This window comes from Streptomyces sp. NBC_00659 (assembly GCF_036226925.1).
Lineage (GTDB): Bacteria > Actinomycetota > Actinomycetes > Streptomycetales > Streptomycetaceae > Streptomyces.
The window spans coordinates 8955653-8981842 of the sequence record NZ_CP109031.1; the positions used below are offsets into that span (position 1 = coordinate 8955653).

Annotated in this window: 26 protein-coding genes; 17 read left to right on the forward strand and 9 right to left on the reverse strand. The window is 70.0% G+C overall.

Translation table 11 applies throughout. The features are described 5' to 3' along the window. Nucleotides 1–70 precede the first annotated feature (70 nt). Both OG410_RS39215 and OG410_RS39220 read right to left on the reverse strand, forming a co-directional pair. Nucleotides 71–1387, reverse strand: a complete 1317-nt coding sequence (locus tag OG410_RS39215; protein ID WP_329303520.1) for a cytochrome P450 — start codon at nt 1385–1387, stop codon at nt 71–73. Between the two features lie 30 nt (nt 1388–1417). Beyond that, entirely contained in the window at nt 1418–2773 is a 1356-nt protein-coding gene (locus OG410_RS39220; protein ID WP_329303521.1) for a glutamine synthetase family protein, read from the reverse strand. Nucleotides 2774–3289: 516 nt separating this feature from the next. On the opposite strand from OG410_RS39220, the gene OG410_RS39225 reads away from it, so the two are divergent. The 8 genes from OG410_RS39225 to OG410_RS39260 all read left to right on the forward strand — a co-directional run bounded on the left by OG410_RS39225 (nt 3290) and on the right by OG410_RS39260 (nt 11221). Next, nucleotides 3290–3478 carry a ferredoxin gene (locus OG410_RS39225; protein ID WP_326783586.1) on the forward strand — a complete coding sequence of 63 codons (189 nt, stop codon included), beginning with the start codon at nt 3290–3292 and terminating at the stop codon, nt 3476–3478. Between the two features lie 5 nt (nt 3479–3483). Continuing rightward, nucleotides 3484–4692: an NAD(P)/FAD-dependent oxidoreductase gene (locus tag OG410_RS39230; protein WP_329303522.1), complete on the forward strand. Its 1209-nt coding sequence runs from the start codon at nt 3484–3486 to the stop codon at nt 4690–4692. A gap of 22 nt (nt 4693–4714) precedes the next feature. After that, the gene (locus OG410_RS39235; RefSeq protein ID WP_329303523.1) at nt 4715–5521 is read left to right on the forward strand and encodes an acetoacetate decarboxylase family protein; all 807 of its coding nucleotides are present in this window, start codon (nt 4715–4717) and stop codon (nt 5519–5521) included. A gap of 40 nt (nt 5522–5561) precedes the next feature. Beyond that, nucleotides 5562–7025: an aldehyde dehydrogenase gene (locus tag OG410_RS39240; RefSeq protein WP_329303524.1), complete on the forward strand. Its 1464-nt coding sequence runs from the start codon at nt 5562–5564 to the stop codon at nt 7023–7025. Continuing rightward, entirely contained in the window at nt 7018–7953 is a 936-nt protein-coding gene (locus OG410_RS39245) for a 3,4-dihydroxyphenylacetate 2,3-dioxygenase (protein WP_329303525.1), read from the forward strand. Before OG410_RS39240 ends, OG410_RS39245 begins: the two co-directional genes overlap by 8 nt. Nucleotides 7954–7962: 9 nt before the next feature. Then, nucleotides 7963–8808 carry a fumarylacetoacetate hydrolase family protein gene (locus OG410_RS39250; RefSeq protein WP_329303526.1) on the forward strand — a complete coding sequence of 282 codons (846 nt, stop codon included), beginning with the start codon at nt 7963–7965 and terminating at the stop codon, nt 8806–8808. 155 nt (nt 8809–8963) lie between these two features. Continuing rightward, nucleotides 8964–9590 (forward strand): TetR/AcrR family transcriptional regulator, encoded by a 627-nt coding sequence (locus OG410_RS39255; protein ID WP_329303527.1) that lies wholly within the window; start codon nt 8964–8966, stop codon nt 9588–9590. Between the two features lie 170 nt (nt 9591–9760). After that, the gene (locus OG410_RS39260) at nt 9761–11221 is read left to right on the forward strand and encodes an APC family permease (protein WP_329303528.1); all 1461 of its coding nucleotides are present in this window, start codon (nt 9761–9763) and stop codon (nt 11219–11221) included. 15 nt (nt 11222–11236) lie between these two features. Here the strand turns inward: OG410_RS39260 and OG410_RS39265 are convergent, their stop codons facing one another. Next, nucleotides 11237–11752 (reverse strand): type 1 glutamine amidotransferase, encoded by a 516-nt coding sequence (locus OG410_RS39265; protein WP_329303529.1) that lies wholly within the window; start codon nt 11750–11752, stop codon nt 11237–11239. Between the two features lie 311 nt (nt 11753–12063). Between OG410_RS39265 and OG410_RS39270 the strand changes: the two genes are divergently transcribed. Beyond that, on the forward strand, nt 12064–13554 hold the full coding sequence (locus tag OG410_RS39270) for an aldehyde dehydrogenase (protein ID WP_329303530.1): 1491 nt from the start codon (nt 12064–12066) through the stop codon (nt 13552–13554). Beyond that, entirely contained in the window at nt 13551–14261 is a 711-nt protein-coding gene (locus OG410_RS39275) for a gamma-glutamyl-gamma-aminobutyrate hydrolase family protein (protein ID WP_329303531.1), read from the forward strand. The genes OG410_RS39270 and OG410_RS39275 overlap by 4 nt, the downstream gene beginning before the upstream one ends. A 129-nt stretch (nt 14262–14390) precedes the next feature. Here the strand turns inward: OG410_RS39275 and OG410_RS39280 are convergent, their stop codons facing one another. Continuing rightward, nucleotides 14391–14963 carry a MarR family winged helix-turn-helix transcriptional regulator gene (locus tag OG410_RS39280; protein WP_326783575.1) on the reverse strand — a complete coding sequence of 191 codons (573 nt, stop codon included), beginning with the start codon at nt 14961–14963 and terminating at the stop codon, nt 14391–14393. Between the two features lie 240 nt (nt 14964–15203). Here OG410_RS39280 and OG410_RS39285 point away from each other — a divergent pair, with 240 nt between their 5' ends. The 4 genes from OG410_RS39285 (at nt 15204) to OG410_RS39300 (ending at nt 18710) form a co-directional block, all read left to right on the forward strand. Then, nucleotides 15204–15605 (forward strand): YciI family protein, encoded by a 402-nt coding sequence (locus tag OG410_RS39285; RefSeq protein ID WP_329303532.1) that lies wholly within the window; start codon nt 15204–15206, stop codon nt 15603–15605. Next, nucleotides 15602–16852, forward strand: coding sequence for an RNA polymerase sigma factor (locus OG410_RS39290; RefSeq protein WP_329303533.1), 1251 nt, complete (start codon nt 15602–15604; stop codon nt 16850–16852). The genes OG410_RS39285 and OG410_RS39290 overlap by 4 nt, the downstream gene beginning before the upstream one ends. Nucleotides 16853–16942: 90 nt before the next feature. After that, entirely contained in the window at nt 16943–17863 is a 921-nt protein-coding gene (locus OG410_RS39295; RefSeq protein WP_329303534.1) for a phytoene/squalene synthase family protein, read from the forward strand. A gap of 100 nt (nt 17864–17963) precedes the next feature. Continuing rightward, a complete protein-coding gene (locus OG410_RS39300; RefSeq protein ID WP_329303535.1) occupies nt 17964–18710 on the forward strand; it encodes a phosphotransferase family protein in 747 nt (248 codons plus the stop codon). 381 nt (nt 18711–19091) lie between these two features. Here OG410_RS39300 and OG410_RS39305 read toward each other — a convergent pair whose 3' ends face one another. Continuing rightward, nucleotides 19092–19550, reverse strand: coding sequence for a hypothetical protein (locus tag OG410_RS39305; RefSeq protein WP_329303536.1), 459 nt, complete (start codon nt 19548–19550; stop codon nt 19092–19094). A 397-nt stretch (nt 19551–19947) separates the two neighbouring features. Between OG410_RS39305 and OG410_RS39310 the strand changes: the two genes are divergently transcribed. Beyond that, on the forward strand, nt 19948–20403 hold the full coding sequence (locus tag OG410_RS39310) for an IS110 family transposase (protein ID WP_329303537.1): 456 nt from the start codon (nt 19948–19950) through the stop codon (nt 20401–20403). Nucleotides 20404–20627: 224 nt separating this feature from the next. Next, entirely contained in the window at nt 20628–20921 is a 294-nt protein-coding gene (locus OG410_RS39315) for a DUF1330 domain-containing protein (protein WP_329303538.1), read from the forward strand. 81 nt (nt 20922–21002) lie between these two features. On the opposite strand, the gene OG410_RS39320 is transcribed toward OG410_RS39315, so the two are convergent. From OG410_RS39320 to OG410_RS39330, 3 genes are all read right to left on the reverse strand, one after another. Continuing rightward, entirely contained in the window at nt 21003–21365 is a 363-nt protein-coding gene (locus OG410_RS39320; protein ID WP_329303539.1) for a hypothetical protein, read from the reverse strand. Further along, nucleotides 21365–22111, reverse strand: a complete 747-nt coding sequence (locus OG410_RS39325) for a TnsA-like heteromeric transposase endonuclease subunit (protein ID WP_329303540.1) — start codon at nt 22109–22111, stop codon at nt 21365–21367. The genes OG410_RS39320 and OG410_RS39325 overlap by 1 nt, the downstream gene beginning before the upstream one ends. A 159-nt stretch (nt 22112–22270) precedes the next feature. Then, a complete protein-coding gene (locus tag OG410_RS39330; protein WP_443063692.1) occupies nt 22271–23722 on the reverse strand; it encodes an NF041680 family putative transposase in 1452 nt (483 codons plus the stop codon). Nucleotides 23723–24264: 542 nt separating this feature from the next. Between OG410_RS39330 and OG410_RS39335 the strand changes: the two genes are divergently transcribed. Next, on the forward strand, nt 24265–24843 hold the full coding sequence (locus OG410_RS39335; RefSeq protein WP_329303541.1) for a radical SAM protein: 579 nt from the start codon (nt 24265–24267) through the stop codon (nt 24841–24843). Between the two features lie 424 nt (nt 24844–25267). On the opposite strand, the gene OG410_RS39340 is transcribed toward OG410_RS39335, so the two are convergent. Next, on the reverse strand, nt 25268–25852 hold the full coding sequence (locus OG410_RS39340; RefSeq protein WP_329303542.1) for a hypothetical protein: 585 nt from the start codon (nt 25850–25852) through the stop codon (nt 25268–25270). Nucleotides 25853–26190: the final 338 nt, after the last annotated feature.

Below are 26190 nucleotides of genomic sequence, written 5' to 3' on the forward strand. Positions count from 1 at the left end.
CCCGGCGGGGCGGGGGACAGCCGTGGCGCGTGCCGCGCGTGTCGCGGAGTGCGTCCGCGGGCCACTTCCGTCAGGCGAGCGTGACCTCGACCGGCAGCTTCTTGATGCCGTTGACGAAGTTGGACAGGACGCGGGGCGCGTCGCCGGCCAGCTTGATGTCGGCGATCCTCGGGATCAGCTCCTCGAACATGATGCGGATCTCGGTGCGGGCGAGCAGGTTGCCCAGGCACAGGTGCGGGCTGCCCTTGCCGAAGGTGACGTGATCGTTGTTCGTGCGCGTGACGTCGAAGTCGTACGGGTTGCCGAAGACCTCCTCGTCACGGTTGCCGGAGGCGAACCACATCACCACCTTGTCGCCCTCCTTGACCTGCTTGCCGCCGAGCTCGACGTCGCGGGTGGCGGTGCGGCGGAAGTGGTAGACGGGGGAGGCCCAGCGCAGGAACTCCTCGACCGCGCCCGGGATGAGGGACGGGTCGTCCTTGAGGCGGGCCAACTGCTCGGGGTGCTGGAGGAGCGCCAGCATCGAGTGCGAGATGGTGTGGCGGGTGGTCTCGTTGCCGGCTACGACCAGAAGCAGGAAGTAGTTGTCGAAGTCCTGCGCGGAGAGCGGGATCCCGTCGCGCGGGACGGTGTTGACCAGCTTTGAGACCAGGTCCGTACCGTTGCCGCCGCGGCGCTGCCGGGCCAGTTCGCGCCCGTACTCGAAGACTTCGAGGGAGGCGGGCGAACGGAACGGCAGATCGCGGTACTTGTCGCTCTCCGCGCTGTGCAGCAGCACGTCCGCGTAGTCGGGGTCGGTGTTGCCGATGATGCGGTTGCCCCAGTCGATGAGCTGCTGGTTGTCCTCCGGCGGCACGTCGAGGAGGCGGGCGAGGACGTTGATGGGGAAGTCGGCGGAGACGTCGGCGACGAAGTCGAAGGTGCCCTTGGCCAGGGCGGCGTCCAGGGTCTGCGCCGTCAGACCGCGCAGGAAGTCGCCGTAGCTGTTGATGACGCTCGCGCCGAACTGGCGCTGGATGACGCTGCGCATCGCGCGGTGCCGGACCCCGTCCAGCTCCAGGATGGACGCCCGCTTCTTGATCTGGTCGTCGTCGACCTCTTCGAGGTTGACGAACCTCGAAGAGGTGAAGGTCTCCGCGTCGCGGTCCACGGTGGCGATGTCCGCGTGCCGGGTGACCGCCCAGAAGCCGGAGTTGGGGGCCTCCTCGGGCTGCCAGTGCACCGGGTCCTCGTGGCGCAGGGTGTGGAACATGCGCCACGGCTTGATGCCGTCGGCGAAGTTGTCGAGGTTCGCGAGGTCGACTTCCTCGAGCGGCAGCGGCTCGGCGAGGGCGGCGCGCAGTTCGGCCTGGGTGGTGGGCGTGGCGGGAACGGTGGGGCTGGTCATGGTGGTTCTCCTGGGCCGGGCTTCGAGGGTTTACAGGTGGTAGGCGTACTCGGTGAACTCCCAGTCGGTGACGTGCCGCCCGAAGCGCTCGACCTCGTCCCGCTTGTAGGTCAGGAAGGACGAGGTGAAGTCCTTGCCGAGGATGTCGGTCAGGGCGGTGTCCGCCTCCAGCGCGTCCAGCGCCTCGGCCAGGTTCGTGGGCAGCAGGGCGGAGCGCGCGGTGTCGTAGCCGTAGCCCTCCAGGGGCGCCTCCGGCTCCTCGCCCGCCAGCACGCCGAGGAGCGCGGCGGCGATGGTCCCCGCGATCAGCAGGTAGGGGTTGGCGCTGGCGTCGCCGAGCCGCAGCTCCAGGCGGGCGCCCGAGCCGCGCTCGGGCGGGATGCGCACCATGGCGCTGCGGTTGTCGAGCCCCCAGTCGATCAGCCAGGGCGCGAGGGTGTCGGGTCCGAAGCGCTTGTACGAGTTCACGGTCGGGTTGGCGAGCGCGGCGAGCGCGGGGGCGTGGGCGAGGATGCCCGCGATGGCGTGGCGGGCCGTGGCCGAGAGGCCGTACGCGCCCGACGGGTCGTCGAAGGCGTTGCGGCCCTCGGCGTCGTCGCAGGACAGGTGGAGGTGGAAGCCGGAGCCGCCGGCGTCGCCGAAGGGCTTGGCCATGAAGGTGGCAAGGTTGCCCTCCAGCCGGGCGAGCTCCTTGACGGCGGCCTTGAAGCGGAAGGCGCGGTCGGCCGCGTCCAGGGCCGCCGAGTGGGTCAGGTTGATCTCGTACTGGCCGCCGTCGAACTCGTGGTTGCCGGTGACGACGCCGAGGCCCAGGTCGCGCAGCGCGCGCAGGGTGCGCAGCAGATGGTTGCCCGGGTCGGCGCGCAGCCCGGCGGTGTAGACGGCTCCGGTGGCCTCGGGGGAGCGGCGCCAGCCGGTGGGGGTGCCGGGGGCGGGCTCCAGCAGGAAGTACTCCAGCTCGGGGCCGACGACAGGGCGCAGACCCTGCTCGGCGCACCGGGCCAGGACGGTCCGCAGCAGGTCGCGCGGTGATTCCGGGGCGGGGGCCCCGGTCGCCGGGTCGGTGACCTCGCCGAGACAGGTCGCGACCCCGGGCTCCCACGGCAGTACGGCCGCCGTGGACAGGTCGGGGCGTACGGACACGTCGGGCAGGCCGGCGTCCAGGCCGCCCGCGACGGGGACGACGTCGCCCTGGGGCGTGGTGTGGTAGACGGCGCGGCAGAAGGCCAGTCCGTGCTCGCAGGCCGAGGGCAGGTGGTCGAGCAGGACGTCACGGGCGCGGTCGGTGCCGATCAGGTCGGGATAGACGACCCTGACCACGTCGACGCCCTCGGCGGCGAGCCGCTCCATGTGCCGGCGGATGTCTGGGGTGTCGGATGCGCTCACCGTTGTCTCCTTGGCGGAAGGGTGGGGTGTCCCGGTGGCCTGAGGCCGGGGACGCGTGGTGTGCAGAGAACGGGAGCCGGGGTGCGGGGGAGGCGGGGGTGCCGCTCGGAACAGTCCGGCTCCGCGGCGCCCGGTACGGCCCCGCACGGCGTTGTCGTGCCATCCGCGTACTTCCGTACGCGGATGAGGCTCCACCCGTGCGACAGGCCGCACCGGACCTCGCGGCCTGATCCGGACCGTTCCGAACGACACCCTCCGGGTCGGACCCCGGATCGGTCGTTTGAGTCCGAACGGTATGAGTCGGGTTCTGGTCCCGCAAGGGGTTGACGGTAAGAATTTATCCACCTGGATAGGTATTGACCAGGGCCGAGTGGCTTCCTATGTTGTTTGAAGCCAAACGAGTCAGGGACGCGGCTTCGCATCCCTTTGGCCGAGGGGCCCGGTCCGGCATCGGCCGGGCCCCTCACTTCCCCTTCCCTCCCTGCTCCGACGCCCGTATCCACAGGAGGACCGGCCATGAAGGTCGTCGTCGACATGATCAAGTGCCAGGACCACGGCCAGTGCGTCTTCGCCGCCCCCGACGTCTTCTCGATGGACGACGACGGCCACCTCGCCTACGTCTCCGACGTGGACGAGGCGCTGCGCGACGAGGTCGAGGAAGCCGCCGACGTGTGCCCGCTCCAGGCCATCCGGATCGAGGGCTGATCCCGATGACCGCACGCGTAGTCGTCGCGGGCGCCTCCATGGGCGGCCTGCGCGCCGCCGAACAACTGCGCGCGGCGGGCTGGACCGGCGAGGTCACCGTCGTCGGCGACGAGCCGCACATGCCCTACAACCGGCCTCCGCTGTCCAAGGAAGTCCTCGCGGGCAAGGCCTCGTTCGAGTCCCTCGCCTTCACCCCGAAGGCGGCCGCCGCCGATGTCGCATGGCGGCTCGGAACGCGGATCACGACGGCCCGCCTCGACGAGCGCGTGGTCGAACTCGCCGACGGCGAACGGCTTTCGTACGACGGACTGGTCGTCGCCACCGGAATGCGCCCCCGCCGGCTGCGCTGCCCCGGCCCGCTCGTGGGGCGCCACACGGTCCGCACCCTCGCCGATGCCCAGGTCCTGCGCGACGCGCTGATCAGGCCCGGAGCACGGGTGGTGGTCGTCGGTGCCGGATTCATCGGCTGCGAGGTCGCCGCCACCGCCGTAGGACTCGGCGCGGCGGAGGTCACGGTCGTCGACCCGCTGCCACTGCCCATGGCCGGTCCGCTCGGCGACCTGCTGGGCGGTGCGCTGCTCAAGCGGCACGAGGAGCGCGGAGTGCGCTTCGCGCTCGGCACCGGAGTCGCCGGATTCCAGGGCGACCAGCGGGTCACCGGAGTCGTCCTCGGCGACGGAACGGTCCTCGCGGCCGACGTGGTCGTGGAGTCGGTCGGCTCGGTCGCCAACACCGAGTGGCTGGACGGCAACGGACTCGACCTGTCCGACGGAGTCCTCACGGACGAGCACCTGCGGGTCGGCGGACGCCCCGAGGTCGTCGCGGTCGGCGACGTCGCCCGCTTCCCCAACGCCCGCTACGACGGCGTACCCCGCCGTGTCGAGCACTGGTCCATCCCCACCGACACCGCCAAGCACGCCGCGAAGGTTCTCGCCGCCCATCTCGACGGCACGGAAGCCGAGTTGAAGCCCTTCGCGCCGCTGCCCACGTTCTGGAGCGACCAGCACGACTTCCGGCTCCAGTCCTTCGGCTCGCCGCTGCTCGGCAAGGACGACGTGCGGATCCTCGAAGGCGACCCGGACGGCGACGTCGTGGTCGGCTACCACACCGGCGACCTCCTGGTCGGCGTCGTGGCGCTCGGCGGCCAGTCCGCCGCGATGCGCGCGGCCCGCTACCGCGCCCAGCTGCTGAAGCAGCCTGCCCTCACCGCGTAACGAAGCGTTAGGAATCCCCGCTATGTCCCCTGTCCGTGGCTTCTTCCACCCCAAGACGGCCGGCGGCACCTCGTCGCTCGTCCCGTCCCCGCCGTGGCGCTACTCCGGTGATCTGCTCACCGTGGAGTACCGCACCGATCCCGCACGGGTGCGTGAACTGCTGCCCGCACCACTGGAGTTGGCCGACGAGGACCCGGGCGCTGTCGCGATGATCTGGGCCGACTGGCAGTCCTGCTCCGGCTCCGGCGAGGAACTGCTCGACCCGGTTCTCGCCCAGTACAAGGAGGCGTTCGCGGTCGTCCGCTGCAAGTACCGGGGACAGACCTACACCCGCTGCGTGTACATCTGGGTCGACAAGGACTTCGCCATCGCCCGCGGACTGCACCAGGGCTACCCGAAGAAGCTCGGCTCGATCCACCAGACCCGCCCGCACCCCTACGGCCCGGCCCCGCGCATCGAGTCCGGCGCCCGCTTCGGCGCCACCCTCGCCGCCGCCGACCGGCGCCTCGCCCAGACCGTGGTCACCCTGCGGGAGCCGTCCGAGACCAACGGCTTCGTCAACGCCAACCCCATGGCCCACCACCGCTGGCTGCCCTCCGTCGAGAAGGGCAAGGGCCTCGCGCTCGACGAACTGATCGAGACGGGTGCCGCCTCCTTCGAGGGCGGACAGCCCTGGGTCGGCGACGCCGAACTGGAGCTGTTCGAGGCGCCCACCGAGGAGCTGGCCCGACTGGAGATCCGCGAGCCGATCGCCGCCTACTACCGGCAGGTCGGTGTCGTCTGGGACGGCGGACGACTTCTGGAGTCCGGCACCTCCGGCGCCGAGTGACCCCGACCACCGTACCCACCACAGGACTTGGAGTCCGGACATGACCGAGCACACCCTCACGGTGGCCGGGGTCGCCGTCGACACCCGGCACTGGATCGGCGGCGAACGCGTCGCCTCCGCCGAGACGTTCACCGACGTCTCGCCGATCGACGGGAGCGTCCTCGGCGAGATCTCCCGGGGCACCGCGGCGGAGGCCGATCTGGCCGTGGCCGCCGCGAAGGCCGCCTTCCCCGCCTGGGCCGCCACCTCCCGTGCCGAACGCGCCCGCATCCTGCACGCCGTCGCCGACGGCGTGGAGAAGCGGATCGAGGACCTGGCGATCGTCGAGACCACCGACAACGGCGCCCTGCTGCGCTCGCACCGCCGGGGCGTGATGCCGCGCGTCGCCCACAACTTCCGCTTCTTCGCCGACTGGCTCCTGAAGCTGGACCACGAGGACTTCGAGACCCGCGGCCACACCAACCACGTCAGCTGGGACCCGGCCGGCCCCTCGGTGCTGATCACCCCCTGGAACGCCCCGCTGATGCTGTCGACCTGGAAGGTCGCCCCGGCCCTCGCCGCCGGCAACACGGTCGTCCTCAAGCCCGCCGAATGGACCCCGCTGACCGCGTCCCTGCTCGCGGACATCGCCGCCGAGGCCGGACTGCCCGCCGGCGTCCTCAACATCGTCCAGGGGTACGGCTCCGAGATCGGCGACGCCCTCACCTCGCACCCCGACGTGCGTCGCATCAGCTTCACCGGTTCCGTGCCGACCGCCCAGCGGATCACGCAGTCGGCCGCCGCGAACCTCACCCCGCTCAGCCTCGAACTCGGCGGCAAGTCACCGCTGTTGGTCTTCGCGGACGCCGACCTCGACCTCGCCGTCGACCTCGCCGTGGAGCAGTACGACAACGCGGGCCAGGTCTGTCTCGCCGCCACCCGCATCCTGGTCGAGAAGACCGTCGCCGAGGAGTTCACCCGCCGGTTCGCGGAGAAGGCCGCGGTCATCGTGCAGGGCGACCCGCGCGACGAGGCCACCGACATCGGCCCGAACATCCACGAGCGCCAGCTGGAGAAGATCGACGGCTTCGTGCGGCGCGCGGTCGAGGCGGGCGCCCGCGCGGTCATCGGCGGGCACCGCGGAGAAGGCCGGTACTACGCGCCGACCCTCCTCACCGACGTCGCCCAGGACTCCGAGATCGTCCAGGAGGAGGTCTTCGGACCCGTCCTGACCCTCCAGACCTTCACCACCGAGGACGAGGCGGTCCGGCTCGCCAACGACACCCGCTTCGGCCTCGCCGCCACCCTCGCCACCGGCGACCGGGACCGCGCCGCACGCGTCACACAGCGGCTCGTCGCCGGGACGGTCTGGGTCAACTGCTTCTTCGTACGCGACCTCCAGGCGCCCTTCGGCGGCTCCCGCCACTCCGGCGTCGGCCGGGAAGGCGGCACCTGGAGCTTCGACTTCTACTGCGACCTGAAGAACACCGTGACCGCGCCGAAGGGATGGAAAGACCATGGGTGAGATCGTCGGGGCGGGGCTGCTCGCCCACGTCCCCACCATCGTGCTCCCCGAGGAGATCCGGCTGGAGCTGAACGAGGGCAAGGAGATCACCCTCGTCACCGGCCTGGAACAGCTTCGCCGGGAGGTCTTCGAACGCGACGACTACGACACCGTCGTGGTCCTCGACTCGCACTGGGCGACCACCGTCGAGTTCGTCGCCACCGCCCAGCCGCGCCGGGCCGGCCTGTTCACCTCCGAGGAACTGCCGCGGGGCATGTGCCGGATGCCGTACGACTATCCCGGAGACCCCGAACTCGCCCACAACATCGCGAAGTTCGCGGACAAGCACGGCACATGGATCACCGCGATCGACGACGAGTACCTGCCGGTCTACTACGCCACCATCAACCTCTGGAAGTTCCTGGGGGAGGGGCTGCCCGACAAGCGGTGGGTGACCATCGGGGTGTGCCAGACCGGCGACATGGAGGACCATCTGCGGCTGGGCCGGGCCCTCGCCGACGGCATCGCCGCCACCCCCGGCCGCCGGGTGCTGCTCATCGCCTCGGGCGCCCTCTCGCACACCTTCTGGCCGCTGCGCGAACTGCGGGACCACGAGTCCGGCGACCCGGCGCACATCTTCACCCCCGAGGCGCGCGCGGCCGACGAGGAGCGCATCACCTGGTTCAAGGAGGGCCGTCACGACAAGGTCCTCGACACCATGGACGAGTTCTGGAAATACAAGCCCGAGGCCAAGTTCTTCCACTACCTGATGATGGCCGGCGCCCTCGGCGAAGGAGCCTGTGTCGCCACGGCCCGCCAGTACGGCGAGTACGAGAACTCGATCGGCACCGGACAGGTCCACCTCTGGTTCGACCGTCCGGCCGACGGCTGGACCGGCGCGGGAACACCCGCGGCCGTCGCACCCCACAACCCGCACCGACGTTCCTAGGAAGCCGCCATGCCCGAATACCGCCGCATCCTCCTCGACGGCGCCGCCGTCCAGGCCACCGTCGACGGGGACGAACTCGTCGCCGGTGACGGCCGCCGGGTCAAGACCGAGGAGGCACAGCACCTGCCCCCGGTCGTGCCCTCCAAGGTGATCGCCGTCCACCTCAATCACCGCAGCCGCGTCGACGAGTTCGGGATCGAACTCCCGCCCACTCCCACGTACTTCCACAAGCCGACCTCCTCCCTCAACTCCCACAAGGGCGCCGTCGTCCGCCCCGAGGGATGCAAGTGGCTCAACTACGAGGGCGAGGTGGCCATCGTCATCGGGAGGACGGCACGCAACATCTCCCCGGCCGAGGCGGGGGAGTACATCGCCGGCTACACCGTCGCCAACGACTACGGCCTGCACGACTTCCGGGACACCGACGCTGGCTCCATGCTCCGCGTCAAGGGCTCCGACACCCTGTGCCCGCTCGGCCCCGGCCTGGTCACCGACTGGGACTTCCGCGGCAAGAGCCTGCGCACATACGTCAACGGCGAGGTGGTGCAGGACGGTTCGACCGACGAGATGCAGTGGGACATGCACTACCTCGTCGCCGACATCGCCCGCACCATCACCCTGCACCCCGGCGACGTCCTGCTGTCCGGCACCCCGGCCAACTCCCGCCCCGTACAGCCCGGTGACGTCGTCGAGGTCGAGGTCGAGGGCCTGGGACGGCTCACCAACCACATCGTGACCGGCCCCACCCCGATCCGCGCCGACGTGGGCGCCCAGCCCACCGAGTCCGAAGAGGTGCTGTCCACCGCGCTCGGCGGGGACTGGGAGTTCCGCGGCATCCGTCCGCCCCGGCGCTGATGCCCGCCGCACGAGGGCGCAGCGCCGGCCAGGACGGCGTGAGCCGCCCGGCGGGCCGCTCCGGCGCGCGGCGCGCGGAACCCGGCACGGGCACCACCAAGGGGCCCGTGCCGGTCCGCCCCGGGCCCCCTGAGCAGGCAGGTAGGGTCGGGACCATGACCGAAACCGCCGAGACGCCTGAGGGCCGAAAGCCGCGTCGGCGCATGAACTACGGGGAGGGCCGCGAAGCCCTGCTCAACGCCGCCGTGCGCGTCGTGGCCAGGGGCGGGCTGCGCCGGCTCACCTACCGGGCCGTGGCGGAGGAGGCGGGCACCACGCACGGGCTGGTCGTGCACCACTTCGGTTCGCGCGACGCGCTCATCGAGGAAGCGGTCGCGCACGCGATCCGCACCTCCCTGAACACCAGCGCGCTGGAGCCCGGCACCGGCAAGGTCGAGGACTTCTCGGTGGGAGTGTCCGAGATGGTCACGGCCGATCCGGACATCCAGTCGTTCCAGTACGAGCTGCTCCTGGAAGCCAGGCGCCGCCCCGAACTGCTCCCGCATCTGCGCGCGTTGTACGACGAGTACTTCGACGCCACCGGACGCGAGCTGTCCCGCATGCTGCCCGGCGGAGCCGGGCAGCCGCTCACCCGGCTCGTCTTCGCCGCCCTCGACGGCCTGGTCCTGCACCAGCTCGTCTTCGGCGGCCCCGAGGTCACCGACGCCGCCATCGAGGAGCTGCGCTCGCTGCTCCGGCTGCTGGAGGCCCGGCGGCACACCGACGCCGAGAGCCGCGACTGACGTTGCGACCCGCGTGTTCCAAGGCCCCGGACGCCTGTCGTCCGGGGCCTGTCGTGTTCGGGGCAGGAAACCGGCCGCAGCCCCTTGTCAAACGGATAGTTCCAGCTCAGTATGAGGCAACTCGTTTGGCCTGAAACGAATCCCTCTTTCCTCACTGGCAGGTGATCCGAGTGGACAGTCAGACAGCGGTCGTGAACCAGACCGCGCCCGACGCCCCCACAGCAGGCAAGCTCAAGCCCAACTCGCTCGGCGTTCTGGGCATCCTCTTCTTCGTCCTCTCCGCCCAGGCACCGCTGACCGGTGTCGCGGGCGCCGTTCCCATCGCCGTCGGCATCGGAAACGGCGCGGGGGCACCGGCCGCCTATGTGGTGGCGGGTCTGATCACCCTGCTCTTCTCCGTCGGCTTCGTGGCGATGGGCCGGCACGTCGTGGACGCCGGCGCCTTCTACACGTACATCGGCAAGGGGCTCGGCCGGACCGTCGGGACCGGCAGCGCGGGGATCGCGCTGTTCGCCTACTGCGCGATCCAGGCCGCCATGTACGGCCTGTACGGGGCGACCGTCAACGGCCTGCTCGCCCACTACACAGGCGTGGACGTGCCCTGGTGGGCGTGCGCCCTGGTCACGATGGTGATCGTCCAGGTGCTCGGCAGCGTGGGCATCGAGATGGGCGCGAAGGTGCTGGCGGTCTTCGTCCTGGCCGAGTTCAGCATCCTCAGCGTCTTCGCGCTGGTCACCTTCTTCAAGGGCGGCGGGCCCGAGGGTCTGGCCTTCACGGAGTCCTTCTCGCCGAGCGCGGCCTTCGACGGCGCCCCGGGTGTGGCCCTGATGTTCGCCGTGGCGTCGATGATCGGCTTCGAGGCCACCGCGATCTACGGCGAGGAGGCGCGCGAACCCCGCAAGACCGTCCCGCGGGCCACCTACGCGGCCGTCGCCTTCGTCACCGGCTTCTTCGGGTTCGCCTCCTGGATGCTGGTCTCCTCCTACGGACCCTCGAAGGTGTCCGGGGCGGCCGGCAACGCCCTGGAGAGCGGCGACTCGACGAGCTTCGTCTTCGCGCCCATCGCCGACCTGCTCGGCACCTGGGTCAACGACGTCCTGCCCGTCCTGCTGGTGACTTCCCTCTTCGCCGGCATCCTCGCCTTCCACAACTCCGCCAACCGCTACCTGTTCTCGCTCAGCCGCGACGGACTGCTGCCGCGCAAGCTGTCGTCGATCAACCACCGGCACTCGCCCAGCGCGGCCGGCTGGGTCCAGACGGCCATCGCGGTCCTGCTGGTGGTCCCGTTCGCGCTGGCCGGCAAGGACCCCGTGGTGACCCTGTTCTCCTGGGGCAGCGGCGTGGCCGTCCTCGGCATCATGGCGCTGTACCTGCTGACGTCGGTCTCCGTGGTGGTCTTCTTCCGCCGTGAACGCCTGGACACCCGGCCGTGGAACACCCTGATCGCTCCTTCCCTGGGAGCCCTCGGTGTGGCCGGGGCGATCTGGCTGATCGTCCAGAACTTCGCCACGCTCATCGGGGGCGAGAGCAGTACCGCCCTCGTGCTCGAACTGACCGTCCCGGCCGTCCTCGTCCTGGGCCTCGTGGCGGCACGGCTCACCCGTGACAAGGCCGGTGCCGCCGGCGGCTGACGCACGCCGGGCCGGTCAGCCGGCCCGGTCCGCCGTCCGGCCGAGGAAACCGTCGGCCAGCCGGCGGGCGTTCGTCCGGGCCATGGGTTCCATGGCCCGGCTCCGCGCCGGCAGTTCGCCGGGGTCCACACCGTGGCGTACGCACTGCTCCGCTCCGCCGGCCTCGATCCAGCCGCGCACCATCGCCGTGGTGATCTCCGGATGGAACTGCACACCCAGGCCGGTCTCCGTTCTGAAGGCCTGGACGCACACCTCGTTGCGGGCCACCTCCTTGGCTCCCGGCGGCAGGACGCAGCGGTCGAAGTGCCGCTGGAACCAGGGGCCCGGCCCCACCAGGGACGGATCGTCCGTGGCGACCTCGACCCAGTCGATCTCCGGGCGCGGCGACGCCTCCGCGCGACCGCCGGGCGCGGTGGTCAGCGCCCGGGCGCCGAAACAGGCCCCGAGCACCGGGACGCCGAGGCGGTCGGCCTCGCGCAGGAGGGACAGTTCGCCCTCGATCCAGGAACCGACGGCCGTCCGGTCGTACACCGACCACGGGCCCCGAGCGACACGATCAGGTCCCAGCCGCCCGCAGCGGGGAAGCCGAACTCGACGTCCGGCGCGTGATGGCGGTGCTCGGGCACGACCGTCATGACCGTGAGGTCGTACCCGCGCTCCTCCAGCCGGGCTCCGACCAGCCCCGGCTCCGTCACATGGTCGTGCTGGACGACGAGCGCTCGCACGGTGGCGCTCCCTTCCCCGCGGTGCCCGTGGACCTGCCGGATCGATGCAAGGAGCCCTTGCCCAGGCTCCGCGCCCACCTTATCGTTTGGGTTCAAATAACTTTCTGGAGGCCCCGCATGACGGACGTCACCCACGCGGAGTGGCTGCTCCGAGCCAAGTCCCTGGACCTTTCCGGCGCCCATCACATCGACGGCGCCGACGAGGACGGCGGGGGAGCCGCCTTCGACGCCGTCTCACCCCGTGACGGCCAGGTGCTCACCCGCGTCGCCGACGCGGGCACCACCGAGGTCGACGCCGCCGTCGCCGCCGCCCGCCGCGCCTTCGACACCGGCCCCTGGCCGCGCCTCGCGCCCGCCGAACGCGGCGCCGCGCTGCTGCGCATCGCCGACCTCCTCCAGGAGCGCCGGGCCGACCTCGCGCTCACCGTCAGCCTGGAGATGGGAAAGCCCATCACCGACGCGTACGACATCGAACTGCGCGCCCTGATCAACACCTTCCGCTGGTACGGACAGCTCGCCGACAAGCTCACCGACGAGTCCCCGCACACCAGCGCGGACGCGCTAGCCCTGGTCACCCGGGAACCGGCAGGAGTCGTCGGCGCCGTCGTGCCGTGGAACTTCCCCCTGACGCTCGCCGGCTGGAAGGTCGCCCCCGCGCTCGCCGCCGGCTGCACGGTCGTCCTGAAGCCCTCGGAGAACTCGCCCCTGTCCGCGCTCCTCCTGGGCCGCATCGCCACCGAGGCCGGACTGCCGCCGGGCGTCCTCAACGTCGTGGGAGGCACCGGCCCGGTGGCAGGCCGGGCGATCGGCCTCCACCCGGACGTCGACGTCCTCGCCTTCACCGGCTCCACCGCCGTCGGCCGCCACTTCCTGCACTACGCCGCCGACTCCAACCTCAAGCGCGTATGGCTCGAACTGGGCGGCAAGTCACCGAACATCATCCTTCCCGACGCTCCCGACCTGGAGAAGGCGGCCGCCACCGCGGCCTGGGGCATCTTCTTCAACCAGGGCGAGATGTGCACGGCCCCCTCCCGGCTCCTCGTACACGCCTCGATCGCGGAACAGGTCACCGAGTCCGTCGTACGACGGGCACGTGAACTGCGGATCGGCGACCCCCTCGATCCGTCCACCGAGATGGGCGCCCTGGTCGGTGAAGCGCACCTGGGCCGCGTACAGGACCACATCTCCACCGGCCTGGCCGAGGGCGCCCGGCTGCGCACCGGCGGATCCCGCACCCTCACCGACACCGGCGGCAGCTTCCTGGAACCGACCGTCTTCGACCGGGTGGACCCCGGTATGCGGCTCTCCCGGGAGGAGATCTTCGGCCCGGTCCTGTCGGTCCTCGCGTTCGACGACCTGGACGAGGCCGTACGGCTCGCCAACGACACCGAGTACGGGCTCGCCGCAGGCCTGTGGACTTCCGACCTGTCGACCGCGCACCGGGTCTCCCGCGCACTGAAGGCCGGAACCGTCTGGGTCAACTGCTACGAGGAGGGTGACCTGACCGTCCCCTTCGGAGGCATGAAGCAGTCGGGCAACGGCCGCGACAAGTCCGCCCACGCCCTGGAGAAGTACACCGAACTCAAGACCACCTGGATCCAGCTTTGACACGCCCACTGATCGCCGTTCCGGCACGCTTCTCCGCGACGACCTCCGCCCTGCGGTACGCCGCCGAGGTCAACGCCCGCGCCCTGATAGAGGCGGTGTGGCGGGCCGGCGGCGAACCGGTGACCATTCACCCGGCGGATCCCGCTGTCACGGACGTGACCGGACGCCTCGCCCGCTTCGACGGTGTCCTGCTCCCCGGCGGCGGCGACCTCGCTCCGTACCGCTACGGAGCCGCCGACACCCACGGCAGCGTCTACGACGTCGACGACCTCCAGGACGCCTTCGACCTCGAAGTCGCCCGCCGGACGCTGGACTTGGGTCTTCCGCTGCTGGCCATCTGTCGCGGCCTCCAGGTCGTCAACGTGGCTCTCGACGGCACTCTGGAACAGGACATGGGCGGCCCCGAGCGCGAACACCGGCACATCGTGCACCCGGTGGCCATCGAGCGCGGAACCCTGCTGGAACGGGCCACCGGCGCGCAGAAGGCGGAGGCGTCCTGCTATCACCACCAGCGGGTCGAGCGCCTCGGCTCAGGTCTGACGGTCACCGCACGCGCCGCGGACGGGACCGTGGAGGGCCTTGAACTCCCGGACGGCGAAGGGTGGTTCACCGCGGTGCAGTGGCATCCTGAGGACACCGCACACGAGGATCCCGTCCAGCAGGCGCTGTTCGACGCGCTGGTCGGCGCGGCCGACGACGGACGCTGATCCTGTTGGGCTGTTCGGTTGCGGGGCCGTGAGGTTGTGGGGGCGAGGGGCTGCCGGACCTCGGCCCCGTCCCCTGGACCACAGATCCCTGTTCCCGGCCCCTGGACCAGCGGCCCCGGCCCGCGGCCCTCAGCCCTTCGCCCGTCGGCCGCTGCGGCGGCGGGCCGGTTCGGCACCGTCGAGGAGGGTGAGACGGCGTTCCTCGCCCTCCTCCTCGACCTGGCGCACGACCTGCCGCAGCCCTTCGGCGACGGTGTGGCACTCGTCGTCGCTGAGCCGCGAGGCGACGAACGCCTCCTCCTGGTTGAACCGCGGGAACAGGCGCTCCATGAGCGCTTCGCCCTCGTCGGTCAGACTGAGCAGCTTCAGCCGGCCGTCGGAGGGATGACCGGCGCGTGTCATCAGCCCCCGTCCCTCCAGGGTCCGCGAGACACCGGTGAGCGTGCCCTTGGAGATCCCGGCCTCCTCGGCGACGTGCCGGGTCTCCGACTCGCCCCAGATCCAGACCACCCAGAGCACGACGAAGGACGTCCAGGTCAGATCCGCGTCGCGCAGCACCGAGTTCTCCAGGTGCTGCCGGACCGCCGAGGCGGCACGGTAGATATTGGCGACCACCGCCATCTGCTCGCGGTGTATCGGAATACCGCCCAGCTTCGCGGCTGCCAGCTTCTCCGCTTCAGTGATGGACCGATGGCCGGGCATAGGCACGCTCCGTTGATCGTTCGGACCCAAATTGTACGGGACGGACCGCGCCCCGGGACCGTCGGACAGCGCCCGTGGACCGACGGACCGCGGTCGCGACACGGTGGGTTCGCGGCTCGGCCCGACGCGGAACCGGATTCTTCCCAAGATCTTCTTCCCGGCGATGTAGAGAACCCGTGGGCGGCTCCGTTCATAGGGGGAGTGCGCCAGACTGGGCGGGCCGAAGATCGAGGAGTTCATGTGCCGAAGTTCCTGTTGATGGTCAACCACGACGGTGGAGAGTTCGAGCAACCCATGGACGAGTGGGCTCCGGACGATGTCACGGCACACTTCGACTACTACGAGGCGTTGACCAAGGAACTGATCGCGAGCGGTGAGATGGTGCAGTTCACCGGGCTCGCCGACCCGCGTCGCGCCAGGATCGTGCGCGCGGACGGAGCTTCGGCCCCGGTGGTGACCGACGGACCCTTCCCGGAGTCCAAGGAGGTCCTGGCCGGGTTCAACGTCATCGACGTGGAGTCCGAGGTCCGAGCGCTGGAGATAGCCGCCAGGATTTCGGCGGTGCCCGGACCCGGCGGGGTTCCGACGCGGCAGCCGGTCGAGGTGCGCCAGGTCATGAACGGCATCGCGTTCGACCTGTGACCGACTGGCGGATCGTCGAGGACCTGCTGCGCGAGCTGGCGCCACAGGTCCTCGGCACGCTCGCGCAACGCCTGGGGGACTTCGACGCGTGTGAGGACGCCGTCCAGGAAGCCCTGATCGCCGCGGCCCGCCACTGGCCCATCCAAGGGGTGCCGGAGAACCCGCGCGGCTGGCTGCTGCGGACCGCCTCACGCCGCTACACCGACCAGCTGCGCGGCGAGACGGCACGATGGCGACGCGAGGAACGTGTCGCGAGGGAGCCGGCCCCCGCCGCGGGCCCGGCCGACGACGACACGCTCGCGGTGCTGTTCATGAGCTGTCATCCCACGCTCACGCCCGCCTCGGCGATCGCCCTGACCCTGCGGGCCGTCGGCGGACTGACGACCGCCCAGATCGCAGCCGCCTACCTGGTCCCCGAGGCGACGATGGCGCAGCGCATCAGCCGGGCCAAGCAGCGCCTGAAGGCGTCCTCGGTGCCGTTCGGGGTGCCCGTACCGGGTGCGCCGGACTGGCCCGCGCGGCTCGGCTCCGTACTGCACGTGCTGTACCTGCTGTTCAACGAGGGCTACACCGCCTCGGGCGGCTCGGTCCTGCACCGTGCCGACCTGTCCGGCGAGGCCGTCCGGCTGGCCCGGCAGGTGCACCGGATCCTGCCGGACGAGGGTGAGGTGGCCGGGCTGCTGGCCCTGATGCTGCTGACCGAGGCCCGCCGCCCGGCGCGCACCGGCCCGCACGGCGAGCTGGTCCCCTTGGCCGAGCAGGACCGCACGCTGTGGAACCGCCGCCTGATCCAGGAGGGTTCCGCGCTGGTCATCGGCACGTTCGCGAAGGGAGAGCGGTCCGGCGCGTACCGGTTGCAGGCCGCCATCGCGGCCGTGCACGACGCCGCCGTTCGCGCTCAGGACACCGACTGGCCGCAGATCCACGGCCTGTACGAGTTGCTCGAACACGTGGCGGGCAGCCCGTTGGTCACCCTCAACCGCGCGGTCGCCCTCGCGATGGCCGACGGTCCGGCCGCCGCCCTGGCGCTGCTCGACCGACTCGACGCCGACGACCGAGGCCCCCTCGCCGGCCACCACCGGACGCACGCGGTGCGGGCCCACCTGCTGGAGATGGCAGGAGAACCGACGCCGGCCCTGCGCCACTACCGCCTGGCGGCCGCCCTCACCACCAGTATCCCCGAGCAGCGCTACCTCGCAACCAAGGCAGCCCGGCTGCACCAGAGTTCGCCCCCGCCGACCGGCTGACGTACGGTCATCCACGTCCTCCGTGGGCGAACTCGTTCTTCACCAGCAAAACTTCCGACCCAGAAGTCACCGACCGAGTAGGAATGCGACATGCCCACGTGGGCCCGCACACTGCGCGAGACCGGCATCATCGAGCCGGACCTACGGATTGCGTACCGTCAACAGCGCACGTTCGTCAGGCGATTCAGAACCGCGGAGTATCTGACCGTCCGCCTTCTGCTTCCAACACACCTGCACCCAACGGTCATCGCCGCGGTCGCCTTCATGCACGAGACGGACGAGCGCATCGATACGGGCACACGCGAAGCACGCGGCACGGCGCTGGAGTCGTGGACGTCCGCCACACGTGCGGTACTCGACGGCGGGACCACCATCGATGCGACGCTCAGGGCACTCGGGGACGCGGCCACGAGACACCCTGAGCTGCGGCAGTCCGTCGAAGCCTTCCTGCGCGGGGCACGGCACGAGGTCGAGTACACGGGCTTCGACACCGAGGACGAACTGCAGTCCTACGTCGACGGATACGCACTGCCCGCCTTCATGCTCCTGGTCTGTCTTTTGGAGCGTGGGGACGCCACGGACGACGAGGTGTTCGTGAGGCGCTGCCGTGACCTCATCGAGGTGATGCAGCGCATCGATTTCCTCGACGACCTCGCCGAGGACGCGGCAGAGGGGCAGGTCGGCATCCCGGGCGAGGATCTGGAACGGCACGGTCTGTCCGTCGAGGCTCTACGGGGCCCCACGGACGCCGTCCGCGCGCGACTGGGCCAACTGGTCGAAGAACAGATCGAATTGGCCCGCCCGCGTCTGTCCGCAAGCGGACAACTTGTGAGCTTGGTGCCACCGGGGACACGCCCCTTCGTCACCGCCCTGCTGCAGGTGCAGGAACTCCGGTTGGTCGCGGTCGGCCGAAAGGCCGGCGAACTCGCCGACGGCGGCGCGCGCCCTTCCGTACCGGCGCTGCTGGGCGTGCTGGCACGTCAGTACCGGGCCGTTCGGCGAACGCGGTAGACATCGCTCTGTCCCGGCCCTGTCCCCCAATGATCACGGGCGTGATCGCACGCGATAAACCCGGCGACGTCGGCGGCCATCCCCGAGATACTGATCGCTCATGGATGAGGTCGAAGTCGTCGTCGCCCATTCCGAGCGCGCGACCCTACGCGTCGGCGACGTGTTCCTGAAGGTGGACGCCGATCAGGCGCGCATCGACGTCGAGGTCGAGGCGATGGCCCTCGCGCCGGTCCCGACCCCGGAGGTCCTGTGGCGCAAGCCGCCCGTGCTCGCGATCGCCGCGCTCCCGGGGGCGACGCTCGGGCGCCTCGGCGGGCCGTCGACCGGGTCGCCGACGGCGTGGGCCGCGGCGGGTGCCGTCATCCGGCAGCTGCACGACGCGCCGCTGCCGCCCCTGCCGGGACGGGCCGGCCGTAGCGTTGGCGCGCTGGCGGCGGAACTCGACGCCGAGTGCGAGGTGCTCGTGACGAACGGCGTCCTGCCCGCCGGCCTGGTCACCCGCAACCGCCAGGTCGCCGAGGCCGCGCTCCGGCCGTGGACTCCGGCGTTCACGCACGGCGACCTGCAGATCGCGCACGTCTTCGTCGACGGAGACGAGGTCACCGGCATCATCGACTGGTCCGAGGCGGGCCAGGGTGACGCCCTGTACGACCTCGCCACCTTCACGCTCGGACACGAGGAGCACCTCGACGACGTCGTCGCCGGCTATGGCACCGACGTCGACCTCGACGTGATCCACGCGTGGTGGTCGTTGCGCAGCCTGCTGGTGGTTCGCTGGTTGACCGAGCACGGCTTCGACCCGTTCGCGCCGGGCTGTGAGGTCGATGTGCTGAGATCCCGGATGTGAGGCTGCGCGGGTCCGACTGCTGTGAGTGCGTTCTGACGCATCGAGCACCTCCCTTGCTTCCGACCGGTTGCACGGCTTCCGACGCCTGCGGATCCGGTGGGAACGGCGAGTCGGCAACCAGGAAGCCTTCCCGGGAGGGCTGACAGACGATCTTGTCGATGGACTACCGCTCCGGACCTGCTCGGGCCTCTCGACGGCTACCCGCGCCAGGCCGTCTGACGTGCAGCGAGCTACCCCCGCAGGCGCGGGGGTAGCTCGCCCAGCCTGTCCGCAGCCTTCTCCGGAGTCTTGTTGTCCCATGCCTGTGGGATAGCCCTGCTGTCACTTGATCTTGACCGTCGGATCTTCTGTGATGAATGGGCCGGTGTGGGCAGTGGTTCGCTAGCGGTGGGAACGGCTGAACAGGTGTGCCTGCCGCACCCCGGCTTTGCGGAGTTCGTCCGTCACGATGCGCAGTGCGGTGCGGGCCATGTGCGGGTAGATCCCGTCCTTGCAGTCCATCCAGATGCGGGGCACCGTGGCGTCGACGGCGGCGTAGTTGGGACTGTAGGGAGGGAAGACCTCGTCCCAGAGGTTCTCGGCCTCCTCCGGAGAGAGTTCGCGGCCGTCCTCGAACACGCACATCAGCCGAGGTTCCGCAGCGGTGAGTGCGGCGACCGCGCGGTCCGGTTCGTCCGACTCGACGACGATCTCCCAGTTCTGCACCAGCGCATCGCCATTGCCCCCAAGGATCCCGAATGCCTCGGGGGCGACCGTGATACCGCCCGACTCGCTCTCCGTGACCACGGCCCGCCGCATCCACAACGCCGCCTCGTCGCTGTACAGGCAGGCTTCTGTCACGCGCCAGAGCATCTGCGGGCCCGAACCACGAACCGCCTCCTCGAACAGTTCCTGGGCGTACTCCCACTGCCTGACTCCTGGGCCAGGCACCCACGCCTGAACAAGGCTTCGGAAGAGTGATCTACAGACGGCGGAAGAGCGTCGGTATCCATGGCCCTTCTCTATCAGTGGGCACTGACATTGATGCTGATACTCAGGTTCCGGCGGTCATGGCTCGGGCACTGACTGACGCCCTGCTGGGCTGTCCTGTAGTTGTTCTGTCCGGCTGCCGGAGCCTGTTCCCATGGCTCCGGCCGGGCGGAACATGACCTGATAGGAGCTTGGTCAGAAGCCCCCTCAATGTCCTGTCTGCGCCACCCGGCCGGCGCCCACCTTCGGCTGGGAAGGCAGCATCAGCATGACATCAGCGGTCGCAGAAGATGCCACGGACCAGGATGTGTTCGGCGGGGTCGACTCTCACGCCGACACCCTCCACGTCGCGGTCATCAGCGACAACGGCGGCCACCTCGCAGACGCGGAGTTCACCGCCACCGCCGCCGGATATGCCGCGGCCCCGGCCTTCCTGGATGCCCACGGCCACGTGATCACGATCGGCGTGGAAGGCACCGCCTCCTACGGAGCCGGCTTCACCCGCACCGCCCGCTCACACGGGCACCAGGTCGTCGAGGTCAACCGGCCCGACCGGGCCGAACGCCGCCGCATCGGCAAGTCCGACCCCATCGACGCCTACGCCGCCGCCCGCGCGGCCCTGTCCGGACGGGCCCATGCCGCGCCCAAGGACGACACTGTCGCCGACATCGCGCCCTGCACAACGTCGCCCGCTCCGCCGTCAAGGCCCGCACCGCCGCGCTGAACCAGATCGGCAACATCCTCATCACCGCCCCCGAGACCATCCGCGCCAAGTACGGTCGGCTGAAGGAAGCCGACCGCACCGACACCCTGGCCCGGCCGCGGCCGACCGGAGACGCCGTCCACATCGCTGTCCTCGCCTCGCTGAAAAGCCCCGCTCTCGCCCGCCGACGCTCGTCCGAGACCAACCCGTAAGTCAGATGCACTCATCCCAACACTGGAGGTTCCATGCCCAAGGGCTACTGGGTCAGCGCCTACCGCACCATTTCAGACCCTGAGAAGCTGGCTGCTTACAACAAGCTGGCCGGTCCGGCCGTCCGGGCCGGGGGCGGGCGGCCCCTCGCCCGTGGCGGTCGGGTCGTCGCACACGACGCTGGAATCGCCGAGCGCACCGTCCTGATCGAGTTCGACAGCTTCGAGCAGGCCGTCGCGGCGCACGAGAGTGCGGCCTACCAGGAGGCGCTGGTCGCACTCTCCGACGGCGTCGAGCGCGACTTCCGCATCGTCGAAGGCATCGACTGACCGAGGTCCAGTCGGATCTTCACTGAAGTCAGGGTGGTGAGACGCCCTGCTCCAGGATTCGCTTGGCAGCCAGCCGTTCACTCACGGTCCGCCATCGAGGGGCGTACTCGGGCCGGGGAACAGTCCCTTCGGCGCATCAGGAGGGAGCCCAGTCTCCACCTCGATCAGGTGCTTTTCGAAGAACCGGGCCTTGCGCAAGGCCACTTCAGGGACGGTGTCCAGTAGACCGAAGGGCGGAAGCCCCGGCGTGCTCGCCGTCGCGTCGAGCAGCTCGAATCCGTCCGATGCCATCAGGTGGGCGAACATCACCATGCTCGCGGTGTTGTGCTCGTCGACCAGGCGGACGGTCGTGCCCGACAGGCCGACCACCGTGTGGACCCGGTCCTCGAACCGGACGCGGTCGCCCACCCGCAGTACACCCTTGGGCCGCTCATGCTCGGTCATCAGCCCTCCACCCGGCTCACCAAAGAGTGATCGCCCAAGGGGCGCGACAGGTCCGTCGTCAGCCGCCCGCACCACAGCAGATGAAAGACGACCGGCAGGACCAGGATCGGGTCACCGACGTGCACTGCCTGGCCCACCAGCGGTCCGGGAACGGCGAAGGCCGCCTCCACCACCTCCTCCAACCTGGCCTGAGCGAACCGCGGATGACGAAACCCGGCAAGCCGCCGCAGGTTCGCCACCCGCACCCGGTCGATCTCGCCCACGAGCCGGAAGCCCCAGCCCACGGCCTCGCACGCAGTCTCCGTACCGGCGAACTCGGCCAGGTCCCGCGCCTTGCTCCGGCGAGCCTCCGGCCGGCAGTCCACCACCACGGCTGACCCGTCGGCCCGCCGGGCGAAGTAGTCCGGCGCGTGGGACAGCCGCACCCCCTCCGGCGACGTCCAGGACAGCCAGAACGGCTGCGATGCGAACCACGTGACACGCGGGTCGAAGTCCATCGAGATCGCGTGATCCCGCTCCAGCCAGGACTGGAACCCCACGTGCCGCAGCATCGTGGCCGCCCAGTACAAGCCCGGAAAGTTCCTCTGCCCCCGATACGACGGGAAGTCCCGTACCGGATCGGCCTCCTCGAAGGCCAGCTCCGCCAGCGATCCGTGTACCTCGACCCCGCCTTGAACCCGGGCCACCTCGAAATCGGCCGCCCTGCCCCTGCCCCTGCCGCTCTGCGACTCCCCCTGATCATCCACACCAGGACGATGTCCACCGGAATGAGACAAGCCACCTGTAGCGAGACAAGGGCCACCCCAAAGCGGGGCACCGTCTCACTCAAACCTGTCCCCGCCCCGTACACGGCATGGTCGGTACGCAGATCGGTGCGACAGGCCCCGCTCCACTGAGCTTGATCTTTATCCTCGCTGCTGTTTCAAGCGGATGTGTTCGGTGAGGGTGTCGGCTCGTTTCACGGTCTTCCCGGGTTCGTGTCGTGGGGCTGGCCTGCGGTTTTTCGAGCCGGGTGGGCGGCCGGGGCCGGGCTTGGAGGGTTTGGGCACACCTGCGGGAATGGCGGTCTTCGCGCGGAGGTGGCGGAACCCGCGGCGGACGCGGGCTGGGGTGAGCCGTCGGGGCTCGGCGGGCCGTTCCCAGGGGCGGCGGAGGTCCTCGGCGAGGGGCCGGGCGAGGCGGAGCTGGGTGTGGGCGGCGATGATCAGCCAGGTCCACAGGTCGGCGGTGTGCGGGTCGCGGACCTTGGGGACAGTCCAGCCCAGGGTCTGCTTGAACAGCCGGAAGGTGTGTTCCAGGTCGAATCTGCGCAGGAACGCCTGCCAGCGCAGGTCGACGTTCGCACCGGTCATCGAGGTCCTGGAGGACCATAGCCAGACCGGTTTCGGGTTGCGGTCTCCGGGCAGGTGATCGACCTTCAGCCGAATCAACGTGCCGTGGATCAAAGGAAGTTCACCACAGTGGTCCAGCCAGGGCCCGCGTGCTGTCAGACGCGGGTGCATTCGGTCCCAGGCGAGGACTTCGGTCTTGCCGTAGCGGGTGGTGTCGCAGGTCGTGGCCTGGTCGGGAGTGTGCCAGGAGTCCGGTTTGGAGAAAGTGAGGACACCGCCGTGCTTGCGGGGCTGCCCGCCGCGCGGGGTGGAACGCCGGGGGCCTGCGTCACGGAGCATGACCCGGTCCGAGCGCAGGCGGCCGACCAGCTCGACGGGCAGGTCCGCCAGGACGTAGGCGAGGCGGGTGACGTCGTAGCCGGAGTCCATCACGACGAGGATGTCCGCGTCGCCGGGCCTCCACTGCCCGGCCCGCACGAGCCGGACGACGACGGCGCGGAGCTGGGCGGCGGTCACCGCGGTGGCGTCGTCGGCCGGGCCCAGACGGACAGCGTCCAGCACGGCGGTCCACGAGGTGCGTCCCGTTTCCAGGGCGGCGACGAAGGAGTAGGGCCAGCCTGGGACGAACTGATCCGCGCTGCGGCCCCGCCCGTAGACGTGGCAGAAGAGCCGGTCCGGACTGGTCGGTGCGTCGGACCGCAGCCAGTTGCTCACATCGACCGCGAGGACGATCCGCCCGTCGGCCGCCCTCGGCAGCGGGGTGGAGGCCAGCAGCCGCCGCAGGCGGCGCGGTTCCAGCCAGCCGTGGTTGACCGCGTCGTACATCGCTCCGTGCCCGCGCCGATGCTCGGCCGTCAGCGTCAGCTCGACCAGCGACGTCACCGGACCATCCGCACATAGCACCGCGTCGGTCAACTCGAAGAGCGCATCCGCACGGCGGTAAAGGCAGTCGTAGAACTCGACACGAAAGTGGGACAGCACGCTCAGCGCGGCGTCAGCGGGACCTGCACAAGCCAGACTCTTCACAGCGGCCGTTCCTTCACGCGACGTTGCTCGACACCTCGAAGCGTGAAGAACGGCCGTCCTGCTGTCTCACGAAAAGGCCAAGATCAGCAGGTCAGGTGACCCGGCGAGGTTAAACGCCAAGCTCAGTGCGGCTGGATAGGCGTCGTACGCAGATCAGACGTCCATGCGGAAGCTCGCTGCATTCAGCAGCTGCTCGGTGAGCAGTTTGTTGCGCCCAGCGACGCAAGCAGGAGCTCCAGGACGCCGACCGCACCAGCATGGAGATCGTGCCCGCCCAAGCCCGGCCGGCTCCCACAGCCGCAGGGCTGAGCAGTCGGCCGGCCGCACGCGGAGCAGGCAGGGGGACGCCTTCGTCCCCACCCATCAAGTAGTCCAAAAAGCGGACGAGTTACCCCTTCCGGCACCTGTGGTCGCGTCATGACGACCACTGCAGAGGTCCCCACCACGCTGCGGTTCCGTCGCTGGAAATCACCGCCCGGTGCCAGCTCACCTGTCCCTCGCACTGATACGCCCAGGCCGGGCCGACACGCGGTCACGGCAGCATGACGGCTCGGGACTGGCGCCGGATCATCGACGAGGCCGCCGCTCTGGGAACGTCGGCGGTGCAGTTCATCGGGGGAGAACCCACCCTGCACTCGCATTTCGTCGAGCTCGTTGGGCACGCGGTCGGGGCCGGTCTGCGGGCGCGGGTCTGCTCCAACCTCTACCGGGTGCGCGCTGAACATCGGCGGCTCTTCGAGCATCCGCGGGTGAGCCTGGCCACCTCGTACTACAGCGACGACGCCGCCGAGCACGACGCGGTCACGGGACGCCGCGGCTCCCATGACCTGTTGACCGAACTACCGGGGTTCGAGCCGACGAACCTCCGGAGATCGACACACGGTGACCGAGTCGAGCAGCAGGCCGGGCAGCCGGTCTTCGGAGTCATCCCGTACGGCCGTCCTGATGTGCTGTCATCACGAGCTGTTAGAGAGTACGGCGGCTTGTGGAGGCTCAGGTGCGAGAAGGCAACCAGTTACGGGATGTCACATCGCTCGCGGTGCCGAGGGTCGGCCGGGTGGAGGAGACAGGGGATCCGTCGAGGCCGTACCGGCTGCTCGACCGGGACGGGGTCGAGGTAGCGGCGGTCAGCGAGTTCTTGCTCGACATGCTCGCCGACGACGACAGTCCGGCCTCTCTCTACGCTCGTACGCGTACGAGCTGCTGGCTTGGTTCCGGTTCCTGTGGGCTGTCGAGGTTTCGTGGGAGTGTGCGAGCCGGGTGGAGGCCAGGGACTTTGCCCTGTGGCTGAAGACGGTCAAGAAGCCGCTGCAGCCCCGGCGGCCGGATGCTCCTTCGCCCGGATCGATCAACCCGGTGACTGGCAAGCAGTACCGGGCGAGCACTACGCAGCTCGGACTCGGCGTGAGGTCGTCGCGCACGTCCTGGCGCATCACGCCAGGAGGGCCGCCGAGTCGGCCCGGCCGGTGGTGCCCGCCCCCGGCTACCGACGGCAGCTGACGGCCATCCGGCCGCGGGCCCTTCGCGCCTGGCCGACCAATGGCCTCAGACGCGAGGCGGCAGGACCTCGATGATTTCGGCGATGCCGACGGCGGGTTGGGTCTCGTGCATGGTGATCACATCACCGGGCTTCAGATGCTGCCACTGCTCGGGCAGCAGGGGAGCCAGACGGACGTCGGCTGTCTCGCCCGGGGCGAGTTGCGGCGCGAACTCCACCCAAAGTCGCGCGATGTTCAGATCTTGCTGTCCGGCTGCGGTGCGGTGACCGATGTCCCACAGAGGCCTGAGCCGGCCGTCTCCTGAGAAGGCACTCTGGCATCCGCCCTCCTCCGCACCCAGCAGGGTCAGGGTCGCACGGATCGTGCCGTGCTGGACCTCCCAGCCCCGCCACTCGCACCAACGGCGGCTGTGGTCGAGCATCATCTGCCGAGCGACCTCGGAGAGCAGCTCCCAGAAGGTGCTGGAGACCGGATGGACATCCGCGATATCGAAAAGCATGTCGAGCGCTATCTCCCATTCCTGGAGCTCGATCTCCTCTCGAACATCTCCGACCGTCTGGCCGTGCTCTGCCACGGCGTCCTCGGGCAGCAGGTCGGCGGCTCGCCGAAGGAGTGTGAACACGTCATCCATGTGCTGGATTGTCGCCTGGTTCTGGGCGCCTTGTCACAGGTGGCCATGCAGGACGCAGCGGCGCGTGACCCGCCCGGACACTCCAAGACTCCGAGATTTCTGACCACTACCCTCCGTGACTCGACCCGCTCATGCCCCTGTCAGGCCGTCAGCTGCGCTAGTTCGGATAACGAGTTGGTGCGTGATAGCGGGTGGGCATGCCCCTCACCACGAGAGCATGCCCATCCGCTATCACGCACCAACTCGTTAGGACCTCTTGACGAACTACCGGCAACGGAGTCCTACTCGGTGAAGAGCTCAGAACCACGTGCGAAGAACGAGCCGCCGCCGAAGCGCGC